The organism is Pseudomonas sp. R-28-1W-6, assembly GCF_009799925.1.
Taxonomy (GTDB): Bacteria; Pseudomonadota; Gammaproteobacteria; order Pseudomonadales; family Pseudomonadaceae; genus Aquipseudomonas.
The window spans coordinates 1-20,302 of sequence record NZ_WELK01000014.1; the positions used below are offsets into that span (position 1 = coordinate 1).

The window sequence follows — 20,302 nt, forward strand, 5'->3', positions numbered from 1 at the left end:
CGGGGGCGGGGGCGGGGGGGGGGGTGGGGCGGGGTGGGGGGGGGGGAGGGGGGCGGCTAACAATTGCCGGCAGCACTTTTCGACGTCGCGTAGCGACGGCCCTAAGGGTGGCCGCCAGGCATGGCGGGTGATAAAAAACGACCCGCCGGGCCATCGCGGCCGGGCGGGTCAAGAATTGGACCGAGGAGCGTCGGCCCGGGGAAACGGGGAGCCTCAGGCGACCTTGGCCAGCTGCTCGCGGGCCTGGGCCAGGCCCTTCTCGAGGAACTCGGCGCCCAGGTTGAGGCCTTCAGCGTGGATGAAGGTCACGTCGTGGATACCGACGAAGCCCAGCGCCTGGCGCAGGTAGGGTTCCTGGTGATCCAGGCTGCTGCCACTGTAGACGCCGCCGCGGGCGGTCAGCACATAGGCGCGCTTGCCGCTCAGCAGGCCCTGCGGGCCGGTCTCGGTGTACTTGAAGGTGACGCCGGCGCGCAGCACGTGGTCCAACCAGGACTTCAGGGTGCTGGGGATGGCGAAGTTGTACATCGGTGCAGCCAGAACCAGCACATCGGCAGCCAGCAGCTCGTCGGTGAGCAGGTTGGAGCGGGCCGCGGCGGCCTTTTCCACCTCGTTCTGCTGCTCGGCGGGCTTCATCCAGCCACTGAGCAGGTCGATATCCAGGTGCGGCACCTGCTCCACAGCCAGGTCGCGGACCTGGATCTGGTCCTGCGGGTTGGCGGCCTGCCACTGGGCGATGAAGTCGGCGGTCAGCTGACGGGATACGGAACCTTCTTTGCGGGCGCTGCTTTCGATAACCAGGACACGGGACATTGGGCTTACCTCCATCGGGGGTTGTTGTGCGTCGATGGGGGCAGATTAGGGGAATGTAGTTCGATAAAAAAGCGCAAAAAACCGCTACTAACTATCGATTAAGTTGATTTGTAGGCAACCCCGCACTAGGCTGCCAACAGTTCGGCTCAACGGGCTCAGCTGGGATGGCACACCAGGTCGATGCGCAGCTTGATCACGTTGCGGTTGAACTTCACCGTCAGGTTGCTGTTCTGCCCCGGCGCCAGATCGATCTTGCGCGTGCGCGGCGCATCCGGGCCATTGCGGAACGTCGCCTTGCACTGGGCGGCGCGCTCGCCGTAGTTGTAGAGCATCACCGAGCCGATATCGCTGTCGATGTCCTCGGCGGTCGCCGACACTTCGGCACCATTCATCTGCTTGTTCATCTCCACCGGATACGCGACGGCGGTGAGCGGCAACAGCGCGACCAGGGCCAGGCAAAGCTTGTTCATGCGGCAGTCTCCTTCAGGGGACGTCAAGAGTAGAGAAGAGGAAGCAACGATGAAAGCGCCCCGTGTCACCCTCGATCAATGGCGCACGCTGCAGGCGGTGGTCGACCACGGCGGCTTCGCCCAGGCCGCCGAGGGGCTGCACCGCTCGCAATCCTCGGTGAGCTACACCGTGGCGCGCATGCAGGAGCAGCTCGGCGTGCCGCTGCTGCGCATCGACGGGCGCAAGGCGGTGCTCACCGAGGCCGGCGAAGTGCTGCTGCGCCGCTCGCGGCAACTGGTCAAGCAGGCCAGCCAGCTGGAAGACCTGGCCCATTCCATGGAGCAGGGCTGGGAAGCCGAGGTGCGCCTGGTGGTCGATGCTGCCTACCCCAACGTGCGCCTGCTGCGCGCGCTGTCGGCCTTCATCCCGCAAAGCCGCGGCTGCCGCGTGCGCCTGCGCGAGGAGGTGCTGTCGGGGGTCGAGGAGGTGCTGCTGGAAGGCACCGCCGACCTGGCCATCACCGGCCTGAACATTCCCGGCTACCTGGGCACCGAGCTGTGCAGCATCGAATTCGTCGCCGTCGCCCACCCCGATCACGCCCTGCACCGCCTGCAGCGCGAACTGACCTTCCAGGACCTGGAAAGCCAGATGCAGGTGGTGATCCGCGACTCCGGGCGCACCCAGCCGCGCGATGTCGGCTGGCTCGGCGCCGAACAGCGCTGGACGGTGAGCAGCCTGCCCACCGCCGCCTCCTTCGTCAGCAGCGGCCTGGGTTTCGCCTGGCTGCCGCGCCACTCGATCGAGCGCGAACTGCGCGAAGGCCTGCTCAAGCCGCTGCCGCTGGCCCAGGGCGGCACGCGCAACCCCTCCTTCTCGCTGTATGCCAACAAGGACAAGCCCCTGGGCCCGGCCACGCAGATCCTCGTCGAGCTGATCAAGACCTTCGATGCCGCCCCGCTGGACGCGCCGTTCGCCGCGCCGCTGCCGAGCCACTGAGAGCACACACCCCATGTCCTATTTCGAACACGCCGGCTGCCAGCTGCATTTCGAGGATCATGGCCAGGGCACCCCGCTGCTGCTGGTGCATGGCCTCGGCTCGAGCATTCGCGACTGGGAGTACCAGCTGCCGGCACTGAGCGCCGGGCATCGGCTGATCGCCCTCGACGTGCGCGGCCACGGCCGCTCCGGCAAACCGCGCGAGGCCTACAGCATCAAGGCCTTTGCCGACGACGTGGCGGCGCTGATCGAGCACCTGGGCCTGGAGCGGGTGCACCTGGTCGGCATCTCCATGGGCGGCATGATCGCCTTCCAGCTGGCGGTCGACCAGCCGCAGCTGCTGCTGAGCCTGACCATCGTCAACAGCACCCCGGAAGTGAAGGCCAAGAACCTGAACGAGCGCTGGCAGCTGCTCAAACGCTGGAGCCTGTCGCGCCTGCTCAGCCTGGAAACCATCGGCAAGGGCCTGGGCCGCATCCTCTTCCCGCGCCCGGAACAGGCCGAGCTGCGGCAGAAGATCGAGCAGCGCTGGCCGCAGAACGACAAGCGCGCCTACCTGGCCAGCCTGGATGCGATCATCGGCTGGAGCGTATGGGAACGCCTGGACGCGATCACCTGTCCTACCCTGGTGGTCAGCGGCGACCGCGACTACACCCCGGTGGCGCACAAGCAGCGCTATGTGCAGGCCATGCGCAATGCGCGCCTGGTGGTGATCGAGCAGTCCCGCCACGCCACGCCGATGGACCAGCCCGAACGTTTCAACACCACCCTGCTCGACTTCATCGACTCCGTCGAACACCCCTGACCCACAACAAGGATCTACCCATGCTGAAGAAACTTGCCCTCGCCGCCTCCAGCCTGCTGCTCAGCCTCAACCTGCTGGCCGCCCCCGTCGCCAACCCGCACGTGCTGCTGACCACCAGCCTGGGTGAAATCGAAATCGAGCTGGCCGCCGACAAGGCGCCGATCAGCACCCAGAACTTCCTCGCCTATGTGGAGTCCGGCTTCTACGACGGCACCCAGTTCCACCGGGTGATTCCCGGCTTCATGGTTCAGGGCGGCGGCTTCGATGCCGACATGAGCGAGAAGGACACCCAGGCGCCGATCAAGAACGAGGCCGACAACGGCCTGCGCAACGAGCGCGGCACCCTGGCCATGGCCCGCACCCAGGTGGTCGACTCGGCCACCAGCCAGTTCTTCATCAACCACAAGGACAACGCCTTCCTCGACCACGGCGGCCGCGATTTCGGCTACGCGGTGTTCGGCAAGGTGGTGCGCGGCATGGACGTGGTCGACAAGATCGCCCAGGTGCCGACCGGCAACCGCGGCATGCACCAGAACGTACCGCGCCAGCCGGTGCTGATCGTCTCGGCGAAGAAGCTCTAAGAGCCGGTTGCGAACTGTCTCGGCCGCTCACTGGCTTCGGAACTGGGCGGCTCCTGGGTAGGCTGCGCCGTGCGCACCGGCGACCTGCACCTGGCTTGCGGTGCGCACGGCGCACCCTACGCGAGGGAGTGAGCTGCCCCCAGGAGCCCCGCCATGGAAGTGCCTGCCCTGCTCAGTGCGCCGACCACACCGCCAGCTCGTTGCCGTTGGGGTCGGCGAACTGGAAACGGCGGCCCCCGGGGAAGCTGAAAATATCCCGCACTATCGCCCCGCCGTGGGCACGCACCCGCGCCAGCGCCGCCTCCAGATCGTCGGCATACAGCACCACCAGCACCGAGCCGTTGGCGGTCGACGCCTGCCGGTCGGCCTGGTAGAAGCCGCCATCCAGGCGCCCGTCATTGAAGGCGCAGTACTCCGGGCCGTAGTCGACGAACTGCCAGCCGAACACCTCGTGGTAAAAGCTCTTGACCCGCTCCAGGTCACGGGCGGGCAATTCGATGTAGTCGATCTTGCGGTCTGCGGGCATGGTCATTCTCCTCAAGAAGTCCAACCGCTGCGGTTGGCGAGCAGCTGTTCGGCCGTGGATCTGCACAAGCGCTTACGGATGCCGATCAACACCAGGCAACCCGCTTTTCCCGTGGCCGGCAATCCGGGAAGCGACTGAGTCATCGCCAGCCTTCGCTGGATACACGACTCCAGCCTAGCCAATAGCGCCCACAAAAAAGGGCAGCCCGAGGGCTGCCCAATCACACGGAGAAACTGGCGGGTTAGTGGGACACCGCACCGCTGGCGCCGAGGCCGGTCTGCGAGCGGACGAACTGCGAGTAGAAGCGTGCACGTTCTTCGCTGGCTGCCGCGGACTTGTCGGTGATCGAGAAGAACCAGATGCCGGCAAAGGCAATCGCCATGGAGAACAGCGCCGGGTACTCGTAGGGGTAGATGGCTTCGGCATGGCCGAGGATCTGCACCCACACGGTTGGGCCGAGGATCATCAGCGCCACGGCGGTGATCAGGCCGAGCCAGCCGCCGATCATGGCGCCACGGGTGGTCAGCTTCTTCCAGTACATGGAGAGGATCAGTACCGGGAAGTTGCAGCTGGCCGCGATGGAGAAGGCCAGACCGACCATGAAGGCGATGTTCTGCTTCTCGAACAGGATGCCCAGCACGATCGCCAGTACGCCGAGGCACACGGTGGTGATCTTCGATACGCGCAGCTCATCCTTCTCGTTGACGCGGCCCTTGCGGAACACGCTGGCATACAGGTCGTGGGACACCGCCGAAGCGCCGGCCAGGGTCAGCCCGGAGACCACCGCGAGGATGGTGGCGAAGGCCACGGCCGAGATGAAGCCGAGGAACCAGCTGCCGCCCACGGCGTTGGCCAGGTGGATGGCCGCCATGTTGTTGCCGCCGAGCAGGGCACCGGTGGCGTCCTTGAAGGCCGGGTTGGTGCTGACCAGGAGGATCGCGCCGAAACCGATGATGAAGGTCAGGATGTAGAAGTAGCCGATGAAGCCGGTGGCGTAGAACACCGATTTACGCGCTTCCTTGGCATCCGACACGGTGAAGAAGCGCATCAGGATGTGCGGCAGGCCGGCGGTACCGAACATCAGCGCCAGGCCCAGGGAGATGGCCGACACCGGATCCTTCACCAGACCGCCGGGGCTCATGATGGCCTCGCCTTTCGGGTGCACGGCAATGGCTTCGCTGAACAGGCGGGCGAAGTCGAAGTCGACGTGCTTCATCACCATCAGCGCCATGAAGGAGGCACCGGAGAGCAGCAGCACGGCCTTGATGATCTGCACCCAGGTAGTCGCCAGCATGCCGCCGAACAGCACGTAGAGCACCATCAGGATACCGACCAGGACGACCGCCACGTGGTAGTCGAGACCGAACAGCAGCTCGATCAGCTTGCCGGCACCGACCATCTGCGCGATCAGGTAGAACGCCACCACCACCAGCGAGCCGCTGGCGGACAGGGTGCGGATCTGGGTCTGACCGAGGCGGTAGGAGGCCACGTCGGCGAAGGTGTACTTGCCGAGGTTGCGCAGGCGTTCGGCGATCAGGAACAGGATCACCGGCCAGCCGACCAGGAAGCCGATCGAGTAGATCAGGCCGTCATAGCCGCTGGTGAACACCAGCGCGGAAATACCCAGGAACGAGGCCGCCGACATGTAGTCGCCGGCGATCGCCAGGCCGTTCTGGAAGCCGGTGATGCTGCCGCCGGCGGTGTAGAAATCGGACGTCGAGGTGTTGCGCTTGGACGCCCAGTAGGTGATATACAGGGTGGCGCCGACGAAGGCGAGGAACATGACGATGGCCGAGGTGTTGAGCGGCTGACGCTGTACGTCGCCCTCAATCGCACCGGCAGCCCAGAGGGCCGGAGCCAGGGCCAGCAGACCTATGGCAGTGAGGAGTCGCGCGATCATTTCTGCACCTCGTCGAGAATGGCCTTGTTCAGACGGTCGAATTCGCCGTTGGCGCGCTTGACGTAGATACCGGTCAGCACGAAGGCGGAAACGATCAGACCGACACCCAGGGGAATCCCCCAGGTAACCGGCGAGTCGGCATTGATACGGGTTCCGAGCAGTTGCGGCTCGAAGGCGATCAGTAGGATGAAGGCCACGTACATGCCGAGCATGATGGCGGATAGGATCCAGGCAAAGCGTTCGCGCTTGGCGACCAGTTCCTGGAATTGCGGATTCTGTTCAATCCGCTTGTAGATGCTGTCGTTCATTGTTGTTGTCCTCCGCAGCATGGGTTGCTGGTGAGTTCACTCTAGTTGGCCGGCCAACGGCTGACAGACGACCTTAGTCGTAGCAGCCGGGCTTTCTCGACCAAAGTCTTAGGGCCCGCCAGCCGCGACGGCGCACCAGGTCGGAGGCGGCGCCGCGCGTGCCGGTTGCCCGACCTACTGCATTCAGGCTAACGCGAGAACAGCAGCCCCCGAGGCGGACAGACGACCGGTCAATGCCGCCCCTGTGCCAGCCGGCGCGCCCCGCCAGAACAGCCTTCTCGCTATCGAGTCGATGCACAGGCCTTATTTCACGGGCATCGCCCCGCGACCTAGGCTGCAGCACAAGACACAACGACTCCTTCGAGGTGCGCCATGCTCAAGACCCTCACCTTCACCGCCATGCACTTCTGCATCGCCTTCGGCGTGACCTATGCACTGACCGGCAGCGTGGCGGCCAGCGGCCTGGTGGCGGCGATCGAGCCGTTGTGCAACTCGGTGGGGTTCTACTGCCACGAGAAGCTCTGGCAGCGTTTCGGGAAGCGCGGCGCACGGCAGCAGGCCATTCCCCAGCATGCCTGGCTGCATCACCAGGCATAAGCGTCCGGACTGCCCGCAAGGCGCCGTGATCCGCTAAGATGCGCGGCTTTGTCGCCACGCATCCAGAGCCATGAGCCAGCCCGTCCGTTTCCCCGTTCTGCCCTACCTGTTCACCAGCCTGCTCGCCGTGCTGGCGCTCGCCGCCCTGTGGTACGGCATCGGCCGCCCGGTCGTGCTGGCCGATGCCGCCACGCCGACGCACAAGCTGCAGTGCGCCTCCTACACGCCGTTCGGCAAGGACCAGTCGCCCTTCCAGCAACCCTTCGTGCTGCGCCCCGAGCTGGTGGATGCCGACCTGGCCCTGCTGGCCCAGCGCTTCACCTGCATCCGCACCTACTCGCAGATCGGCCTGGAAGGCATTCCCGAGCTGGCGCGCAAGCATGGCCTGAAGCTGCTCGCCGGCGCCTGGGTCAGCAGCAACCCGCAGGACACCGACCGCGAAGTGGCGGCGCTGATCGACACCGCCAACCGCTACCCGGACGTGGTCGACGGGGTGATCGTCGGCAACGAGGTGCTGCTGCGCAAGGACGCCACCGCCGAACGCCTGATCCAGCTGATCGGCCAGGTCAAGGCCGCGGTCAAGCAGCCAGTCACCTATGCCGACGTCTGGGAGTTCTGGCTGCAGCACCCCGAGGTGGCGCCGGCGGTGGACTTCATCACCATCCACCTGCTGCCCTACTGGGAAGACGAACCCAGCGGCATCGAGGACGCCCTGCACAAGGTCGCCGAGGTGCGCCAGACCTTCGGCAACAGCTACGCGCCCAAGGACATCCTGATCGGCGAAACCGGCTGGCCAAGCGAGGGCCGCCAGCGCGAGACCGCCCTGCCCAGCCGGGTCAACGAGGCGCTGTTCATCCGCGGCTTCGTCAAGCTGGCCGAGGACAATGGCTGGCGCTACAACCTGATCGAGGCCTTCGACCAGCCATGGAAGCGCGACAGCGAAGGCGCCGTCGGCGGCTACTGGGGTCTGTTCGATGCCGACCGCGGCGACAAGGGCATCCTCGCCGGGCCGGTGTCCAACCTGCCGCACTGGCCGCTGTGGCTGGGTCTGAGCGGCGTCCTGTTCGGCCTGAGCCTGCTGCTGGCCGGCGCCCCGGCGTCGCGTCGCGCCGCCCTGCTGCTGCCGCTGAGCGCCGCCCTCGGCGCCGCCTGCATCGCCGGCTGGGGCGAACTGGCCAGCATCACCAGCCGCAACGGCGGCGAGTGGCTGTGGGCCGGCGCGCTGCTGGTGCTCAACCTGATCGTCCTGGCGCATGTCAGCCTGGCCCTGTCCGCCCGCAACGGCTGGCGCGCAGGGCTGTTCGCCTGGCTGGACAGTCGCGGCGGCTGGTGGCTGGCCGCCAGCGGCTTCGCCGGCGCGATCCTGATGCTCGGCCTGGTGTTCGACGCGCGCTACCGCAGCTTCCCGAGCATGGCCCTGCTGCTGCCGGCCCTGGTCTACCTGTGCCGCCCGGTCGGCGGCCCGCACCGGGAAATCGCCCTGCTGGCGGTGCTGATCGCCGCCGGCATCGCCCCGCAGCTGTACCAGGAAGGCCCGCACAACCTGCAGGCCATCGGCTGGGCGCTCACCTCGGCGCTGCTGGTGGCGGCGCTGTGGCGCAGCCTGCGGTTCAAGCGCGGCTGAGACGCCAGCAACAGCAAAAAGGGACGCCCAGGCGTCCCTTTTTGCATTCCGGCAAGGCCTCAGGCGCTGACGGGCACCTGGCGCACCAGGCGCAGCCCCGCCAGGACCACGGCGAACACCGCCAGGCTGGCGCTGTACAGCACCAGCGCCGGCAGGCCGACCAGCAGCGCCAGCAAGGCCAGGCCCCAGCCCAGGCGCCCCGGCATGCAGAAGGCCAGCAGCGCCAGACCCAGGGCGGTGCTGGCGATCACCCGGAAATGGATCAGCCAGCCCAGCCCGGCGCGCGCCTGGCACTCCCAGCGCGCCGCCTCGTCCACGCACAGGCCCACCCACTGGCTGTCCTCCATCAGGGCGAAACGCACGCCGTAGCTGGCCGCCAGCCACAGTGGCAGAAGCAGCAACAACACGAGCAAGGGCAGATGACGGGACATGGGCGAACTCCGGTGGTCGAAAAAGCGGCGCCCAGCTTAATCGGCCTGCTGATTAGTGCAACAACGGCATTCTAGAATGCACGCCATGAATGCCCGTCGCCTGCTCTACGCCCTCGCCGCCCTGTCCGTGCTCTGGCTCGGCTGGGCCATGCTGCAACCGCCTGCGTCCCTGCCGGATCACGGTCAGCCGGGCGCGGCCGGCTACCGCCTGGCCGGGCACACCATCACCCCGCTCGAGCCGTTCCAGCTTGAGGCCCGCGTGCTTGGCCGCGAAGACTACCGCTTCGACCGCGGCGCCCAGGTCTCGCCCACCGACCTGGCCTTGGGCTGGGGACCGATGGCCGACCCGCAGGTGCTGGCGCAAATCGCCATCAGCCAGGGCAACCGCTGGTATCGCTGGCGGGTCGAGGAGTTCCCCATCCCGCGCCGCGAGATCGAGATCCACAGCGCCAACATGCACCTGATCCCGGCCAACGCCGCGGTGGCCGACGCCCTGGCCGCGGTGCGGCCGGGCCAGCGCATCGCCCTGCGCGGGCAGCTGGTCGAGGTAAAGGGCGATGACGGCTTCCGCTGGCTCAGCTCGCGCACCCGCGAGGACACCGGCGACGGTGCCTGCGAGCTGATCTGGGTGGAGCAGCTCAGCCGCGTCGACTGAGCGCCACGGCACTCTTCGCCCTTGCGCTTGTCCTAGCCCTGCTATTCACTGCCCTACGCCTCATGCAAAAGGATTCGGCCATGTCCCGCTTGCCCGCCCTTGCCGCCCTGCTCGGCAGCCTGCTGGCCATCCTGCCCGTGCAGGCCGCCGACATCGACGCCGCCAGCTATGGCTACCCGTTGAGCAACCCGTTCGAGGCGACCATCGCCAGCACGCCGCCGGCCCTGCGCCCGCAGCTGCCGGCCGACGACGACATCGACCAGGCCGACTACGACCTCAAGCTGCGCCCGGAACGCGAGTTCCAGCTGCCGAAAAACTTCTGGCCGGTGACCAAGCTTCGTTACCGCCTGGCCCGGCAGGACGGCCGCGCGCCGCTGATCTTCATCATTTCCGGTACCGGCGCGCACTACGCCAGCAGCAAGACCGAGGACCTCAAGCGCCTGTTCTACGGCGCCGGCTACCACGTGGTGCAGCTGTCCTCGCCGACCAGCTACGACTTCATGAGCGCCGCCTCGCGCAGCGCCACTCCCGGCATCTCCAGCGCCGACGCCGAGGACCTGTACCGGGTGATGATGGCCGTGCGCGCCCAGCACCCCAGGCTGGAGGTCAGCGAGTTCCACCTGGTCGGCTATAGCCTCGGCGGGTTGCACGCGGCCTTCGTCAGCGAACTGGACGAGCGCATGCGCAGCTTCAACTTCAAGCGCGTGCTGCTGGTCAACCCGCCGGTCAACCTGTACACCTCGGTGAGCAACCTCGACCGCCTGGTGCAGACGCGGGTCGCGGGGATCGACAGCGGCCCCACCTACTTCGAGCAGATGCTGGAGAAACTGGCGCACTACTTCGAGGCAAAGGGGCATATCGATCTGAATGAGGCCATGCTGTACGACTTCCTGCAGACGGACGAGCAGCTGAGCAACGAACAGCTGGCCATGCTGATCGGCAGTGTCTTCCGCTTCTCCTCGGCGGACATCGCCTTCACTTCGGACCTGATCAACCGCCGCGGCCTGATCACCCCGACGCAGTACCCGATCCGCGAGGGCACCAGCCTGACGCCCTTCTTCGAGCGCGCCCTGCAGTGCGACTTCGACTGCTACCTGAGCGAACAGCTGCTGCCCTACTGGCGCGCCAAGTACGACGGCGGCAGCCTGCTGCAAATGGTCGACCAGGCCAGCCTGTACGCCCTCGAGGGCTACCTGAAGAGCAGCGCCAAGGTGGCCGTGATGCACAACGCCGACGACCTGATCCTCGGCCCCGGCGACCTCGGTTTCCTGCGCCGCACCTTCGGCGAGCGCCTGACCCTGTACCCGCTCGGCGGGCACTGCGGCAACCTCAACTACCGCGTCAACAGTGACGCCATGCTGGAGTTCTTCCGTGGCTAACAGGCCGTTGAAAAATGTTGGCGAGGCAGCCGAAGCTAGGCGCAACGTTAGTAACAGCCTACGGCTGGTCAAAACGGCGAAGAAGCGCAGTTTACGAGTTGTAAATGAGCATTCTGAGCCTGTTTTTAACGACGCATCGGCAACGCAGGTAGTTTTTCAACGGCCTGCTAAGCGAGGGATTTCGCATGCAGCACTGCTGCTCAGCCTGGCGCTGCCGGCCGGCGCCGCCCAGGCCGCCACGGATGCCGACGGCTTCACCAACCCCCTGGAGCAGCTGCAGTTCAACCCCAGCCTCGACCAGCGCGAGTTCGAGCGCTCGAGCCTCAGCGCGCTGAACGTGTACGACCCCTGGGAGTCGTGGAACCGGCGGGTCTACCACTTCAACTACCGCTTCGACGAATGGGTGTTCCTGCCGGTGGTCAACGGCTACCGCTACGTCACCCCACGCCTGGTGCGCAGCGGCGTGAGCAACTTCTTCAGCAACCTGGGCGATGTGCCCAACCTGCTCAACAGCCTGCTGCAGTTCAAGGGCAAACGCTCGCTGCAGACCACCGGGCGCCTGCTGCTCAACACCACGGTCGGCGTGGCCGGGCTGTGGGACCCAGCCAGCCGGCTCGGGCTGCCCAGGCAGAGCGAGGACTTCGGCCAGACCCTGGGCTTCTACGGCGTGCCCGATGGGCCTTACGTCATGCTGCCGCTGCTCGGCCCGTCCAACCTGCGCGACACCGGCGGCAAGGTCTTCGACTTCGCCGCGGAAAGCCAGATCAACTACCTGAACATGAGCGAAACCAGCAGCGACCACCCGGAAATCACCGGCCTGCGCGTGGTCGACCTGCGCCACAGCACCAACCTGCGCTATGGCCAGCTCAACACCCCGTTCGAGTACGAGAAGATCCGCTACGTCTACCGCGAGGCGCGCAAGCTGCAGATCGCCGAGTAGCGAAAAACATCGATATCTTCGATTGAATCGACGCGCATTTCGCAACCATCAATTCAATCGACAGGCATAACATAGGCACATTCCCACTTCGGAGGTGCCCCATGACCCAGTTCCGCCAAGTCGTCTCCCAGCATATCGGCCAGCCTGCCTCGGACGGCGCCGGCGTGCGCCTGACCCGCGTGTTCGGCGGCGCCGGCATCGAGCGTTTCGACCCGTTCCTGATGCTCGACGAGTTCGGCTCGGACAACCCCGACGACTACATCGCCGGCTTCCCGCCGCACCCGCACCGCGGCTTCGAGACCATCACCTACATGCTCGAAGGACGCATGCGCCACGAGGACCACCTGGGCAACGTCGGCCTGCTGCAGAGCGGCGGCGTGCAGTGGATGACCGCCGCCCGCGGCATCATCCACAGCGAGATGCCGCAGCAGCAGGAGGGCGTGATGCGCGGCTTCCAGCTGTGGCTCAACCTGCCGGCCAAGGACAAGCTGGGCGCCGCCGGCTACCGCGACTACGGCCCCGAGGAAATCCCGCGGCTGGTCACCCAGGATGGCGTGGCGGTCAGCGTGATCGCCGGACAGTTCGACGACGGCCAGGTGCAGCAGGCCGGCGCCGTGCAGCGCCCGCAGACCCGGCCGCAGCTGTTCGACCTGCACTTGCCGGCCGGCAGCCGTATCGCCCCGCGCCTGGCCGATGGCCAGCGGGTGCTGCTGTATGTGTACGAGGGCGAGCTGGGGGTGAACGGCCATGCCATCGGCAAGAGCCGCCTGGCGCGCCTGTCCGAGCAGGGCGCCATCGAGCTGGCCAGCGAGTCCGGCGCGCGGGTGCTGCTGATCGCCGGCACGCCGCTGGGCGAGCCTATCGTGCAGTACGGCCCCTTCGTGATGAACAGCCGCGAGGAGATCGAGCAAGCCCTGCGCGACTTCCGCGACGACAAGCTGACCGAAGCCTGAGAGCCGGTGGGTTGAGGGGCGGTGCACCGGAGCCGACAACTGCGGGATCGACTCCCGCAGCGCTCAAGCCACCCCATGCACCGCAGGATCGGCTGGCAGTCAGCGCGTCGAGGTCACACCGATGACATCGCTGGCGGTTGACGCCGGCACGGCCACGGCCAGGCCGAGGAAGCGGCACAACTCCTGTTTCTGCGCCATGGCGTCCTGATAGCCCAGTTCGATCAGCTCGTTGCAGTAGCCGGGCTCGAACAGCAGGTAGCTGAGTACCCCGGCCCCGCTGGCGCGGGTCGCCCCGGGGCCGCGCAGGAAGAAGCGCATGGACCGGGCCAGCTCGTGGCGATGGCGGGCGGCGATCTGGTCCAGCGGCTGGCTGGGGGCGATCACCAGCACCTCCACCGGTTTCAGGCCCAGGCCACGCGGATGCAGGCCGGACGGCACCAGGCGGCCCATGTGGTTGAGCCGCTCGAGCAACTCGATATCGCCTTCCAGGCTGTCGATGAAGGTGCTGTTGAGCATGTGCCCGCTGATCTGCGCCAGGCTCGGCGGCCTGCCGCTCTGCGGGCGCGGCACCATCTGGTTGGCCCCACGCCCCAGCGGATTGCCGCTGACCCCGACCACCAGCACGCGATTGGCGCCCAGGTGCAGGGCCGGGCTGATCGGCGCCGACTGGCGCAACGCGCCATCGCCGAAGTACTCGCGGTTGACCTTCACCGGCGGAAAGATCAGCGGAATCGAGGCGCTGGCCAGCAGGTGATCGAGGCTCAGGCGGGTCGGCACCCCGACGCGGCGGTGACGGAACCAGGGGTCGATGGTCGCGCGGCCCTGGTAGAAGGTCACCGCCTGGCCGCTCTCGTAGCCGAAGGCGGTCACCGCCACCGCGCGCAGCTGGCGCATGCGCACCGCCGCGGCGATCCCGGAGAAATCCAGTTCGCGTTCGAGCATGGCGCGCAGCGGCGAGCTGTCGAGCAGCGCCACCGGAATATCCCCGCCCATGCCCAGCAGGCTGTGACCGATAAAGCGCCCGGCCTGGCGCAGCACGCCGGGCCAGTCGGTACGGTAGACCTGATCGCAATGGAAGTTCTGCCAGACCTGGGTCAGGCGGCGGATCGCCTCGCTGAAATGCAAGGCGCCGCAGGCCAGGCCCACGGCATTGATGGCCCCGGCCGAGGTGCCGACTATCACCGGGAACGGGTTGTGCGCGGCATTCGGCAACAGGTCGGCGATCGCCCCGAGTACGCCGACCTGGTAAGCCGCCCGAGCCCCGCCGCCGGAGAGAATCAGCCCGGTCAGCGGGGTTTCGGAATGCACGGCTTGGTTCATGAACGATTCCCGCAGGTTTTTCCGCCAGTATAGGGGGCTATCGGCGGCGCTTCTTATACAGCTTCGGCTCGCCCGGCGGGCGGGTCTTGAAGCGCCGATGGGCCCACAGGTACTGCTCCGGGTGCTGACGAATGGCCGTTTCGACCCACTGGTTGATGCGCAGGCAGTCGGCTTCCTCGCTCTCACCGGGGAAATCGGCCAGCGGCGGGTGGATGGTCAGCTGATAACCCCGACCATCGGCCAGGCGGCACTGGGTAAAGGGCACGACGATGGCCTTGCCCAGCCGGGCAAACTTGCTGGTGGCCGTCACGGTAGCCGCCTGGATACCGAACAGCGGCACGAAGACACTGCGCTGGGCGCCGTAGTCCTGATCCGGCGCATACCAGATTGCCCGGCCGCTGCGCAGCACCTTGAGCATCGACCGCACGTCATCACGCTCGATGGCCGTGGCGTCGAGATTGTGCCGCTCGCGGCCGCGGCGCTGGATATAGTCGAAGGCCGGATTCTTGTGTTCACGGTACATGCCATCGATGGTGTGTACCTGCCCCAGCAGCGCGGCGCCGATTTCCAGGGTGGTGAAGTGCATCGCCATGAGAATCACCCCCTGGCCGTCCGCCTGGGCCTGCTTGAGCAGCTCCAGGCCCTTGATGTGAGCCAGGCCGGCCAGGCGCCGCCGCGACCAAAACCAGCCCATGGCCGCTTCGAAGAAGGCCATGCCGGTGGAGGCAAAGTTTTCACGCAGCAGCAACTGCCGCTCGGCGGTCGACAACTGGGGGAAACACAGCTCGAGATTGCGCTCGATGATGTGCCGCCGCGCGCCAGCCAGGTGATACATCAGCCAGCCGAGCCCACGCCCCAGCACCAGCAGCCAGCGATACGGCAACTGCACCAGCAGCCAGAGCAGGCCCATTCCCAGCCACAACGGCCAGAAACGCGGATGCAGGAAATAGACTCTAAATTGCGGGCGATCCATGAAACATTCCGGACAGACGACAAGGCCGGGCATTCTACAGGACTCGCCGCGGCTTGCGGCCTCACGGTCTTATCGTTATAAGTCGTCGCCATCACAAGGCACGACAAGACCATGAGCCAAGCCGATCTCCTCGACCAAGACCCCGTGTTCCAGCTCAAAGGCAGCATGCTCGCCATCACCATCCTGGAGCTGGCGCACAACGACCTGGAGCGCCTGGACCGCCAGCTGGCCGACAAGGTCGCCCAGGCCCCCAACTTCTTCCAGAACATTCCCCTGGTGCTGGCCCTGGACAAGCTGCCGGACGGCGAAGGCAACCTCGACCTGGCCCGGCTGATGGAGCTGTGCCGCAACCACGGCCTGCGCACCCTGGCCATCCGCGCCAGCCGCGAGGAAGACATCGCCGCCGCCAACGCCCTGGACCTGCCCGTGCTGCCGCCATCCGGCGCGCGCGAGAAGCTGGTCGAGCCGGTGGAAAGCCGCAAGAAGGTGGAAAAACCCGCCGAGCCGGTGTTCAAGCCGAGCCGGATCGTCACCACCCCGGTGCGCGGCGGCCAGCAGATCTACGCCCAGGGCGGCGACCTGGTGGTGCTGTCGCCGGTCAGCGCCGGCGCGGAACTTCTCGCCGACGGCAATATCCATGTGTACGGCCCGATGCGCGGGCGCGCCCTGGCTGGCGTCAAGGGCAACACCCAGGCACGGATTTTCTGCCAGCAGATGGGCGCGGAAATGCTCTCCATCGCCGGCCAGTACAAGACCGCCGAAGACTTGCGCCGCGATCCGCTGTGGGGGCAATCGGTACAGGTCAGCCTGTCGGGTGACGTGTTGAACATCACCCGCCTTTAACGGATACTGCGGCCCAATTTCAGGGAGCAAAAGGGCATTCGGAAGCCAGTTTACCGGCGCCGGATTTCCCGCTTTTTCATATATTTGGGGTGAATCACCTTGGCCAAGATCCTCGTAGTCACTTCCGGCAAGGGTGGCGTGGGTAAAACCACCACCAGCGCCGCCATCGGCACCGGTCTCGCTCTGCGCGGGCACAAAACCGTCATCGTCGACTTCGACGTCGGCCTGCGCAACCTCGACCTGATCATGGGTTGCGAGCGCCGCGTGGTGTATGACTTCGTCAACGTCATCAACGGCGAAGCGACCCTGACCCAGGCCCTGATCAAGGACAAGCGCCTCGAGAACCTGTACGTGCTGGCCGCCAGCCAGACCCGTGACAAGGACGCGCTGACCAAGGAAGGCGTGGGCAAGGTCATCGACGAGCTGTCGCAGAACTTCGAATACGTGATCTGCGACTCGCCGGCCGGCATCGAGACCGGCGCGCACCTGGCCATGTACTTCGCCGACGAGGCGATCGTCGTGACCAACCCGGAAGTCTCCTCGGTACGCGACTCCGACCGCATGCTCGGCCTGCTGGCCAGCAAGTCGCGCCGCGCCGAACAGGGCCTGGAGCCGATCAAGGAGCGCCTGCTGCTGACCCGCTACAACCCGGAGCGGGTGACCAAGGGCGAAATGCTCGGCGTGGAAGACGTCGAGGAGATCCTCGCCATCAACCTGCTGGGCGTGATCCCGGAATCCCAGGCCGTGCTGAAGGCCTCCAACCAGGGTGTACCGGTGATCCTCGACGAACAGAGCGATGCCGGCCAGGCCTACGGCGATGCCGTCGACCGTCTGCTGGGCAAGGAAGTGCCCCATCGCTTCCTCGACGTGCAGAAGAAAGGAATCATGCAACGCCTGTTTGGAGCGCGCTAATGAACATTTTCGACTTCTTTCGTGAACGCAAGAAGGAAACCCCTGCGTCGATTGCGAAAGAGCGTCTGTCGATCATCGTCGCCCACGAGCGCGGTCAGCGCAGCCAGCCGGACTACCTGCCGGCCCTGCAGAAGGAACTGGTCGAGGTGATCCGCAAGTACGTCAATATCGACCAGGATCAGGTGCAGGTCGCCCTGGAAAACCAGGGCAGCTGTTCCATTCTGGAACTCAACATTACCCTGCCGGATCGTTGATTCGTCCAAGGTAAACAACGGCGGCCCTGGCCGCCGTTGTCATTTGTGGAACGCCCATGCCGCTGTCGAATGTCGAAATCCTCCACCAGGACGCCGCCCTGCTGGTGATCAACAAGCCCACCCTGCTGCTCTCGGTGCCCGGCCGCGCCGAGGACAACCGCGACTGCCTGGTGACCCGCCTGCAGGAAAACGGCTACCCGGAAGCACGCATCGTCCATCGCCTGGACTGGGAGACCTCGGGCATCATCGTCCTCGCTCGTGATGCCGACAGCCACCGCGAGCTGTCACGCCAGTTCCACGACCGCGAGACCGAGAAGGCCTACACCGCCCTGTGCTGGGGCCAGCCCGAGCTGGACAGCGGCAGCATCAACCTGCCGCTGCGCTACGACCCGCCGACCAAGCCGCGCCACGTGGTCGACCATGAGCAGGGCAAACATGCGCTGACCTACTGGCGCATTGTCGAGCGCTGCGGCGACTACTGCCGGGTCGAGCTGACGCCGATCACCGGCAGATCCCATCAACTGCGCGTGCACATGCTGTCGATCGGCCATCCGCTGCTCGGCGACGGTCTATACGCCCACGAGCAGGCCCTGGCCGCCTGGCCGCGCCTGTGCCTGCACGCCAGCATGCTCAGCCTGACCCACCCGCAAACCGGCGAGCGGCTGCACTTCGAGTGCCCGGCGCCATTCTGACGGCTTTTCCCTCTGCCATGCCGCAACGGCGTAGCGCGCCGTACACGGGATAAGGGCCGACACGCGCCTGCCAAACGCCCCGCGGAATCCGATAAACTCGGGGCATTGCCGTCCGGAGCTGTGTATGCGCGAAGAACTGAACCAGGGCCTGATCGATTTCCTCAAGGCCTCGCCCACCCCCTTCCACGCCACCCGCAGCCTGGCCCAGCGCCTGCAGGCCGCCGGCTACCGGGCCCTGGACGAGCGCGAGCCCTGGCATACCGAAGCCGGCGGACGCTACTACGTGACCCGCAACGACTCCTCGCTGATCGCCTTCAAGCTGGGCAAGCGCAGCGCCCTGGACGGCGGCCTGCGCCTGGTCGGCGCGCATACCGACAGCCCCTGCCTGCGCGTCAAGCCGCAACCGGAGCTGCAGCGCCAGGGCTTCTTCCAGCTCGGCGTGGAAGTCTACGGCGGCGCCCTGCTCGCGCCCTGGTTCGACCGCGACCTGTCCCTGGCCGGGCGGGTGACCTTCCGCGAGGGCGGCAAGGTGCAGAGCCAGCTGATCGACTTCGAGCTGCCGATCGCCACCATTCCCAACCTGGCCATCCACCTCAACCGCGAGGCCAACCAGGGCTGGGCGATCAACCCGCAGAACGAGCTGCCGCCGATCCTGGCGCAGATCGCCGGTGAGGAGCCGGCCGACTTCCGCGCCCTGCTCACCGACCGCCTGGCCGAAGAGCACGGCATCAGCGCCGACGCGGTGCTGGACTACGAACTGAGTTTCTACGACACCCAGCCGGCCGCGGTGATCGGCCTCAACCAGGACTTCATCGCCGGCGCGCGCCTGGACAACCTGCTGTCCTGCTACGCCGGCCTGCAGGCCCTGCTCGCCGCCGAAGGCGACGAGACCTGCGTGCTGGTGTGCACCGACCACGAGGAGATCGGCTCCTGCTCGGCCTGCGGCGCCGATGGCCCGTTCCTCGAGCAGGTGCTGCGCCGCGTGCTGCCGGAAGGCGACGGCTTCGTGCGCAGCATCCAGAAGTCGCTGCTGGTGTCGGCCGACAACGCCCACGGCGTGCACCCCAACTACGCCGACAAGCACGACGCCAACCACGGCCCCAAGCTCAACGCCGGCCCGGTGATCAAGGTCAACAGCAACCAGCGCTACGCCACCAACAGCGAGACCGCCGGCTTCTTCCGCCACCTGTGCCTGGCCGAGGAAGTGCCGGTGCAGAGCTTCGTGGTGCGCAGCGACATGGGTTGCGGCTCGACCATCGGCCCGATCACCGCCAGCCAGCTGGGCGTGCGCACCGTGGACATCGGCCTGCCGACCTTCGCCATGCACTCGATCCGCGAACTGGCCGGCAGCCATGACCTGGCTCACCTGGTGAAAGTCCTCAGCGCCTTCTTCGCCAGCGCCGAGCTGGCGTAACTCTATCGCGCAGGTTGGGTTGAGGCGCGCAGCGCCGAAGCCCAACGAGCGGAGCCCAGCCCGACCTCTTGGTAACCCGCCGCCCTGGCGTTGGGCTTCGCTGCGCTCAACCACAACCTACCCATCGCAAACCTGGCACCGCACCGCTCACTCCGGCACTTCGACGCTGACGTGAATGGCGTCGTGGCGCCAGAATTCCAGGTCGCAGTCGATCAGCCGCCCGTGCTGGTCGCGGTTGACCCGGGTGATGCGCAGCGCCGGGCTGCCCAGGGTGGTCTTCAGGCTGTTCGCCGCCTCGGCCGGCAACGCGGTGGGCAGGATGTCGAAACGCACCCGCCCGTAGTGGATGGCGTACTCGCTGGCGTACAGCTCGGTCAGCGAGCAGGTCAGGTCGAACTGCAGGATGCCGGGAAAGTAGGCCGGATTCAGGTAGTGCTCGACGTACAGCACCAGGCGCCCGTCGATGCGCCGCGCGCGGCGGATCTGCAGTACCGCCGACAGCGCCGGCAACTCCAGCAGCGCGCAGATATCCACCGGCGCCGGCATCAGCCGGGCGCTGAGCAGCTCGGTGGAGGACTGCCGCCCCTGCTCGCGCACCATCGCATGGAAGTGGCTGCGCACCAGCGGGTTGTAGGCCAGCCGCGGCGGCGAGACGAACCAGCCGCGGCGCTCCTCGCGGTAGATCAGCCCCTCGGCCTCCAGCTGCCCCAGCGCCTCGCGCAGGGTGATGCGGGTGGTCTCGAACAGCTCACTGAGCTTGCGCTCGGCCGGCAGCTGGCTGCCCTGCGCCAGCAGGCCATGCTCGATCTGCTCCTGCAGGGCCCGGCAGATGGCGGTAACGGTACGGGGCGCTTCGTCGCGCATGCAAAACTCCACTCTGGAATAGACCAGCACCAACAAGGGGCACGACCGGTCGAAAGTGCGGCCATGCTAGGC

23 protein-coding genes are annotated in these 20,302 nt (G+C 66.6%); 14 read left to right on the forward strand and 9 right to left on the reverse strand.

The genetic code is table 11. The annotated features are described in order from the left end of the window. Window positions 1–213: 213 nt before the first annotated feature. Entirely contained in the window at window positions 214–813 is a 600-nt protein-coding gene (locus F3I62_RS18365; protein WP_160491094.1) for an FMN-dependent NADH-azoreductase, read from the reverse strand. Window positions 814–968: 155 nt separating this feature from the next. Next, window positions 969–1,283, reverse strand: a complete 315-nt coding sequence (locus tag F3I62_RS18370; protein ID WP_160491095.1) for a 3-phosphoglycerate kinase — start codon at window positions 1,281–1,283, stop codon at window positions 969–971. 49 nt (window positions 1,284–1,332) lie between these two features. On the opposite strand from F3I62_RS18370, the gene F3I62_RS18375 reads away from it, so the two are divergent. The 3 genes from F3I62_RS18375 to F3I62_RS18385 are packed head-to-tail and all read left to right on the forward strand — an operon-like array spanning window position 1,333 to window position 3,645. Continuing rightward, window positions 1,333–2,259: a LysR family transcriptional regulator gene (locus F3I62_RS18375; RefSeq protein ID WP_160491096.1), complete on the forward strand. Its 927-nt coding sequence runs from the start codon at window positions 1,333–1,335 to the stop codon at window positions 2,257–2,259. 13 nt (window positions 2,260–2,272) lie between these two features. Beyond that, a complete protein-coding gene (locus tag F3I62_RS18380; RefSeq protein ID WP_160491097.1) occupies window positions 2,273–3,064 on the forward strand; it encodes an alpha/beta fold hydrolase in 792 nt (263 codons plus the stop codon). A gap of 20 nt (window positions 3,065–3,084) precedes the next feature. Then, a complete protein-coding gene (locus F3I62_RS18385) occupies window positions 3,085–3,645 on the forward strand; it encodes a peptidylprolyl isomerase (protein WP_160491098.1) in 561 nt (186 codons plus the stop codon). A 172-nt stretch (window positions 3,646–3,817) separates the two neighbouring features. Here the strand turns inward: F3I62_RS18385 and F3I62_RS18390 are convergent, their stop codons facing one another. From F3I62_RS18390 to F3I62_RS18400, 3 genes are all read right to left on the reverse strand, one after another. Further along, on the reverse strand, window positions 3,818–4,171 hold the full coding sequence (locus tag F3I62_RS18390) for a VOC family protein (RefSeq protein ID WP_160491099.1): 354 nt from the start codon (window positions 4,169–4,171) through the stop codon (window positions 3,818–3,820). 241 nt (window positions 4,172–4,412) lie between these two features. After that, complete coding sequence (locus F3I62_RS18395) at window positions 4,413–6,071, reverse strand: cation acetate symporter (RefSeq protein ID WP_160491100.1); 1,659 nt, start codon at window positions 6,069–6,071, stop codon at window positions 4,413–4,415. Next, window positions 6,068–6,379 (reverse strand): DUF485 domain-containing protein, encoded by a 312-nt coding sequence (locus F3I62_RS18400; RefSeq protein ID WP_160078813.1) that lies wholly within the window; start codon window positions 6,377–6,379, stop codon window positions 6,068–6,070. The genes F3I62_RS18395 and F3I62_RS18400 overlap by 4 nt, the downstream gene beginning before the upstream one ends. A 372-nt stretch (window positions 6,380–6,751) precedes the next feature. Between F3I62_RS18400 and F3I62_RS18405 the strand changes: the two genes are divergently transcribed. Next, window positions 6,752–6,976, forward strand: a complete 225-nt coding sequence (locus F3I62_RS18405; protein ID WP_160491101.1) for a DUF2061 domain-containing protein — start codon at window positions 6,752–6,754, stop codon at window positions 6,974–6,976. 70 nt (window positions 6,977–7,046) lie between these two features. Then, complete coding sequence (locus F3I62_RS18410; RefSeq protein ID WP_160491102.1) at window positions 7,047–8,600, forward strand: beta (1-6) glucans synthase; 1,554 nt, start codon at window positions 7,047–7,049, stop codon at window positions 8,598–8,600. Window positions 8,601–8,659: 59 nt separating this feature from the next. Here F3I62_RS18410 and F3I62_RS18415 read toward each other — a convergent pair whose 3' ends face one another. Further along, on the reverse strand, window positions 8,660–9,031 hold the full coding sequence (locus F3I62_RS18415) for a hypothetical protein (RefSeq protein ID WP_160491103.1): 372 nt from the start codon (window positions 9,029–9,031) through the stop codon (window positions 8,660–8,662). 85 nt (window positions 9,032–9,116) lie between these two features. Between F3I62_RS18415 and F3I62_RS18420 the strand changes: the two genes are divergently transcribed. The 4 genes from F3I62_RS18420 to F3I62_RS18435 all read left to right on the forward strand — a co-directional run bounded on the left by F3I62_RS18420 (window position 9,117) and on the right by F3I62_RS18435 (window position 12,958). After that, window positions 9,117–9,686 carry a hypothetical protein gene (locus F3I62_RS18420; protein ID WP_160491104.1) on the forward strand — a complete coding sequence of 190 codons (570 nt, stop codon included), beginning with the start codon at window positions 9,117–9,119 and terminating at the stop codon, window positions 9,684–9,686. Window positions 9,687–9,766: 80 nt separating this feature from the next. Next, a complete protein-coding gene (locus F3I62_RS18425; RefSeq protein WP_160491105.1) occupies window positions 9,767–11,065 on the forward strand; it encodes a serine/threonine protein kinase in 1,299 nt (432 codons plus the stop codon). A gap of 178 nt (window positions 11,066–11,243) precedes the next feature. Continuing rightward, entirely contained in the window at window positions 11,244–12,005 is a 762-nt protein-coding gene (locus F3I62_RS18430; protein WP_160491163.1) for a VacJ family lipoprotein, read from the forward strand. Window positions 12,006–12,106: 101 nt separating this feature from the next. After that, window positions 12,107–12,958: a pirin family protein gene (locus F3I62_RS18435; RefSeq protein ID WP_160491106.1), complete on the forward strand. Its 852-nt coding sequence runs from the start codon at window positions 12,107–12,109 to the stop codon at window positions 12,956–12,958. Between the two features lie 99 nt (window positions 12,959–13,057). Here F3I62_RS18435 and F3I62_RS18440 read toward each other — a convergent pair whose 3' ends face one another. Then, on the reverse strand, window positions 13,058–14,278 hold the full coding sequence (locus F3I62_RS18440; RefSeq protein WP_160491107.1) for a patatin-like phospholipase family protein: 1,221 nt from the start codon (window positions 14,276–14,278) through the stop codon (window positions 13,058–13,060). Window positions 14,279–14,315: 37 nt separating this feature from the next. Further along, window positions 14,316–15,251, reverse strand: coding sequence for a lipid A biosynthesis lauroyl acyltransferase (locus F3I62_RS18445; protein WP_160491108.1), 936 nt, complete (start codon window positions 15,249–15,251; stop codon window positions 14,316–14,318). Between the two features lie 111 nt (window positions 15,252–15,362). Here F3I62_RS18445 and minC point away from each other — a divergent pair, with 111 nt between their 5' ends. The 5 genes from minC to F3I62_RS18470 all read left to right on the forward strand — a co-directional run bounded on the left by minC (window position 15,363) and on the right by F3I62_RS18470 (window position 19,366). After that, window positions 15,363–16,094: a septum site-determining protein MinC gene (gene minC / locus F3I62_RS18450; protein WP_160491109.1), complete on the forward strand. Its 732-nt coding sequence runs from the start codon at window positions 15,363–15,365 to the stop codon at window positions 16,092–16,094. 99 nt (window positions 16,095–16,193) lie between these two features. Continuing rightward, window positions 16,194–17,006, forward strand: coding sequence for a septum site-determining protein MinD (gene minD / locus F3I62_RS18455; RefSeq protein ID WP_160491110.1), 813 nt, complete (start codon window positions 16,194–16,196; stop codon window positions 17,004–17,006). After that, the gene (minE, locus tag F3I62_RS18460; protein ID WP_160491111.1) at window positions 17,006–17,260 is read left to right on the forward strand and encodes a cell division topological specificity factor MinE; all 255 of its coding nucleotides are present in this window, start codon (window positions 17,006–17,008) and stop codon (window positions 17,258–17,260) included. The genes minD and minE overlap by 1 nt, the downstream gene beginning before the upstream one ends. Window positions 17,261–17,316: 56 nt before the next feature. Continuing rightward, window positions 17,317–17,952: an RluA family pseudouridine synthase gene (locus F3I62_RS18465; protein ID WP_160491112.1), complete on the forward strand. Its 636-nt coding sequence runs from the start codon at window positions 17,317–17,319 to the stop codon at window positions 17,950–17,952. Window positions 17,953–18,076: 124 nt separating this feature from the next. Then, window positions 18,077–19,366, forward strand: a complete 1,290-nt coding sequence (locus F3I62_RS18470) for a M18 family aminopeptidase (RefSeq protein WP_160491113.1) — start codon at window positions 18,077–18,079, stop codon at window positions 19,364–19,366. Between the two features lie 147 nt (window positions 19,367–19,513). Here F3I62_RS18470 and F3I62_RS18475 read toward each other — a convergent pair whose 3' ends face one another. After that, the gene (locus tag F3I62_RS18475; protein ID WP_160491114.1) at window positions 19,514–20,230 is read right to left on the reverse strand and encodes a UTRA domain-containing protein; all 717 of its coding nucleotides are present in this window, start codon (window positions 20,228–20,230) and stop codon (window positions 19,514–19,516) included. Window positions 20,231–20,302: the final 72 nt, after the last annotated feature.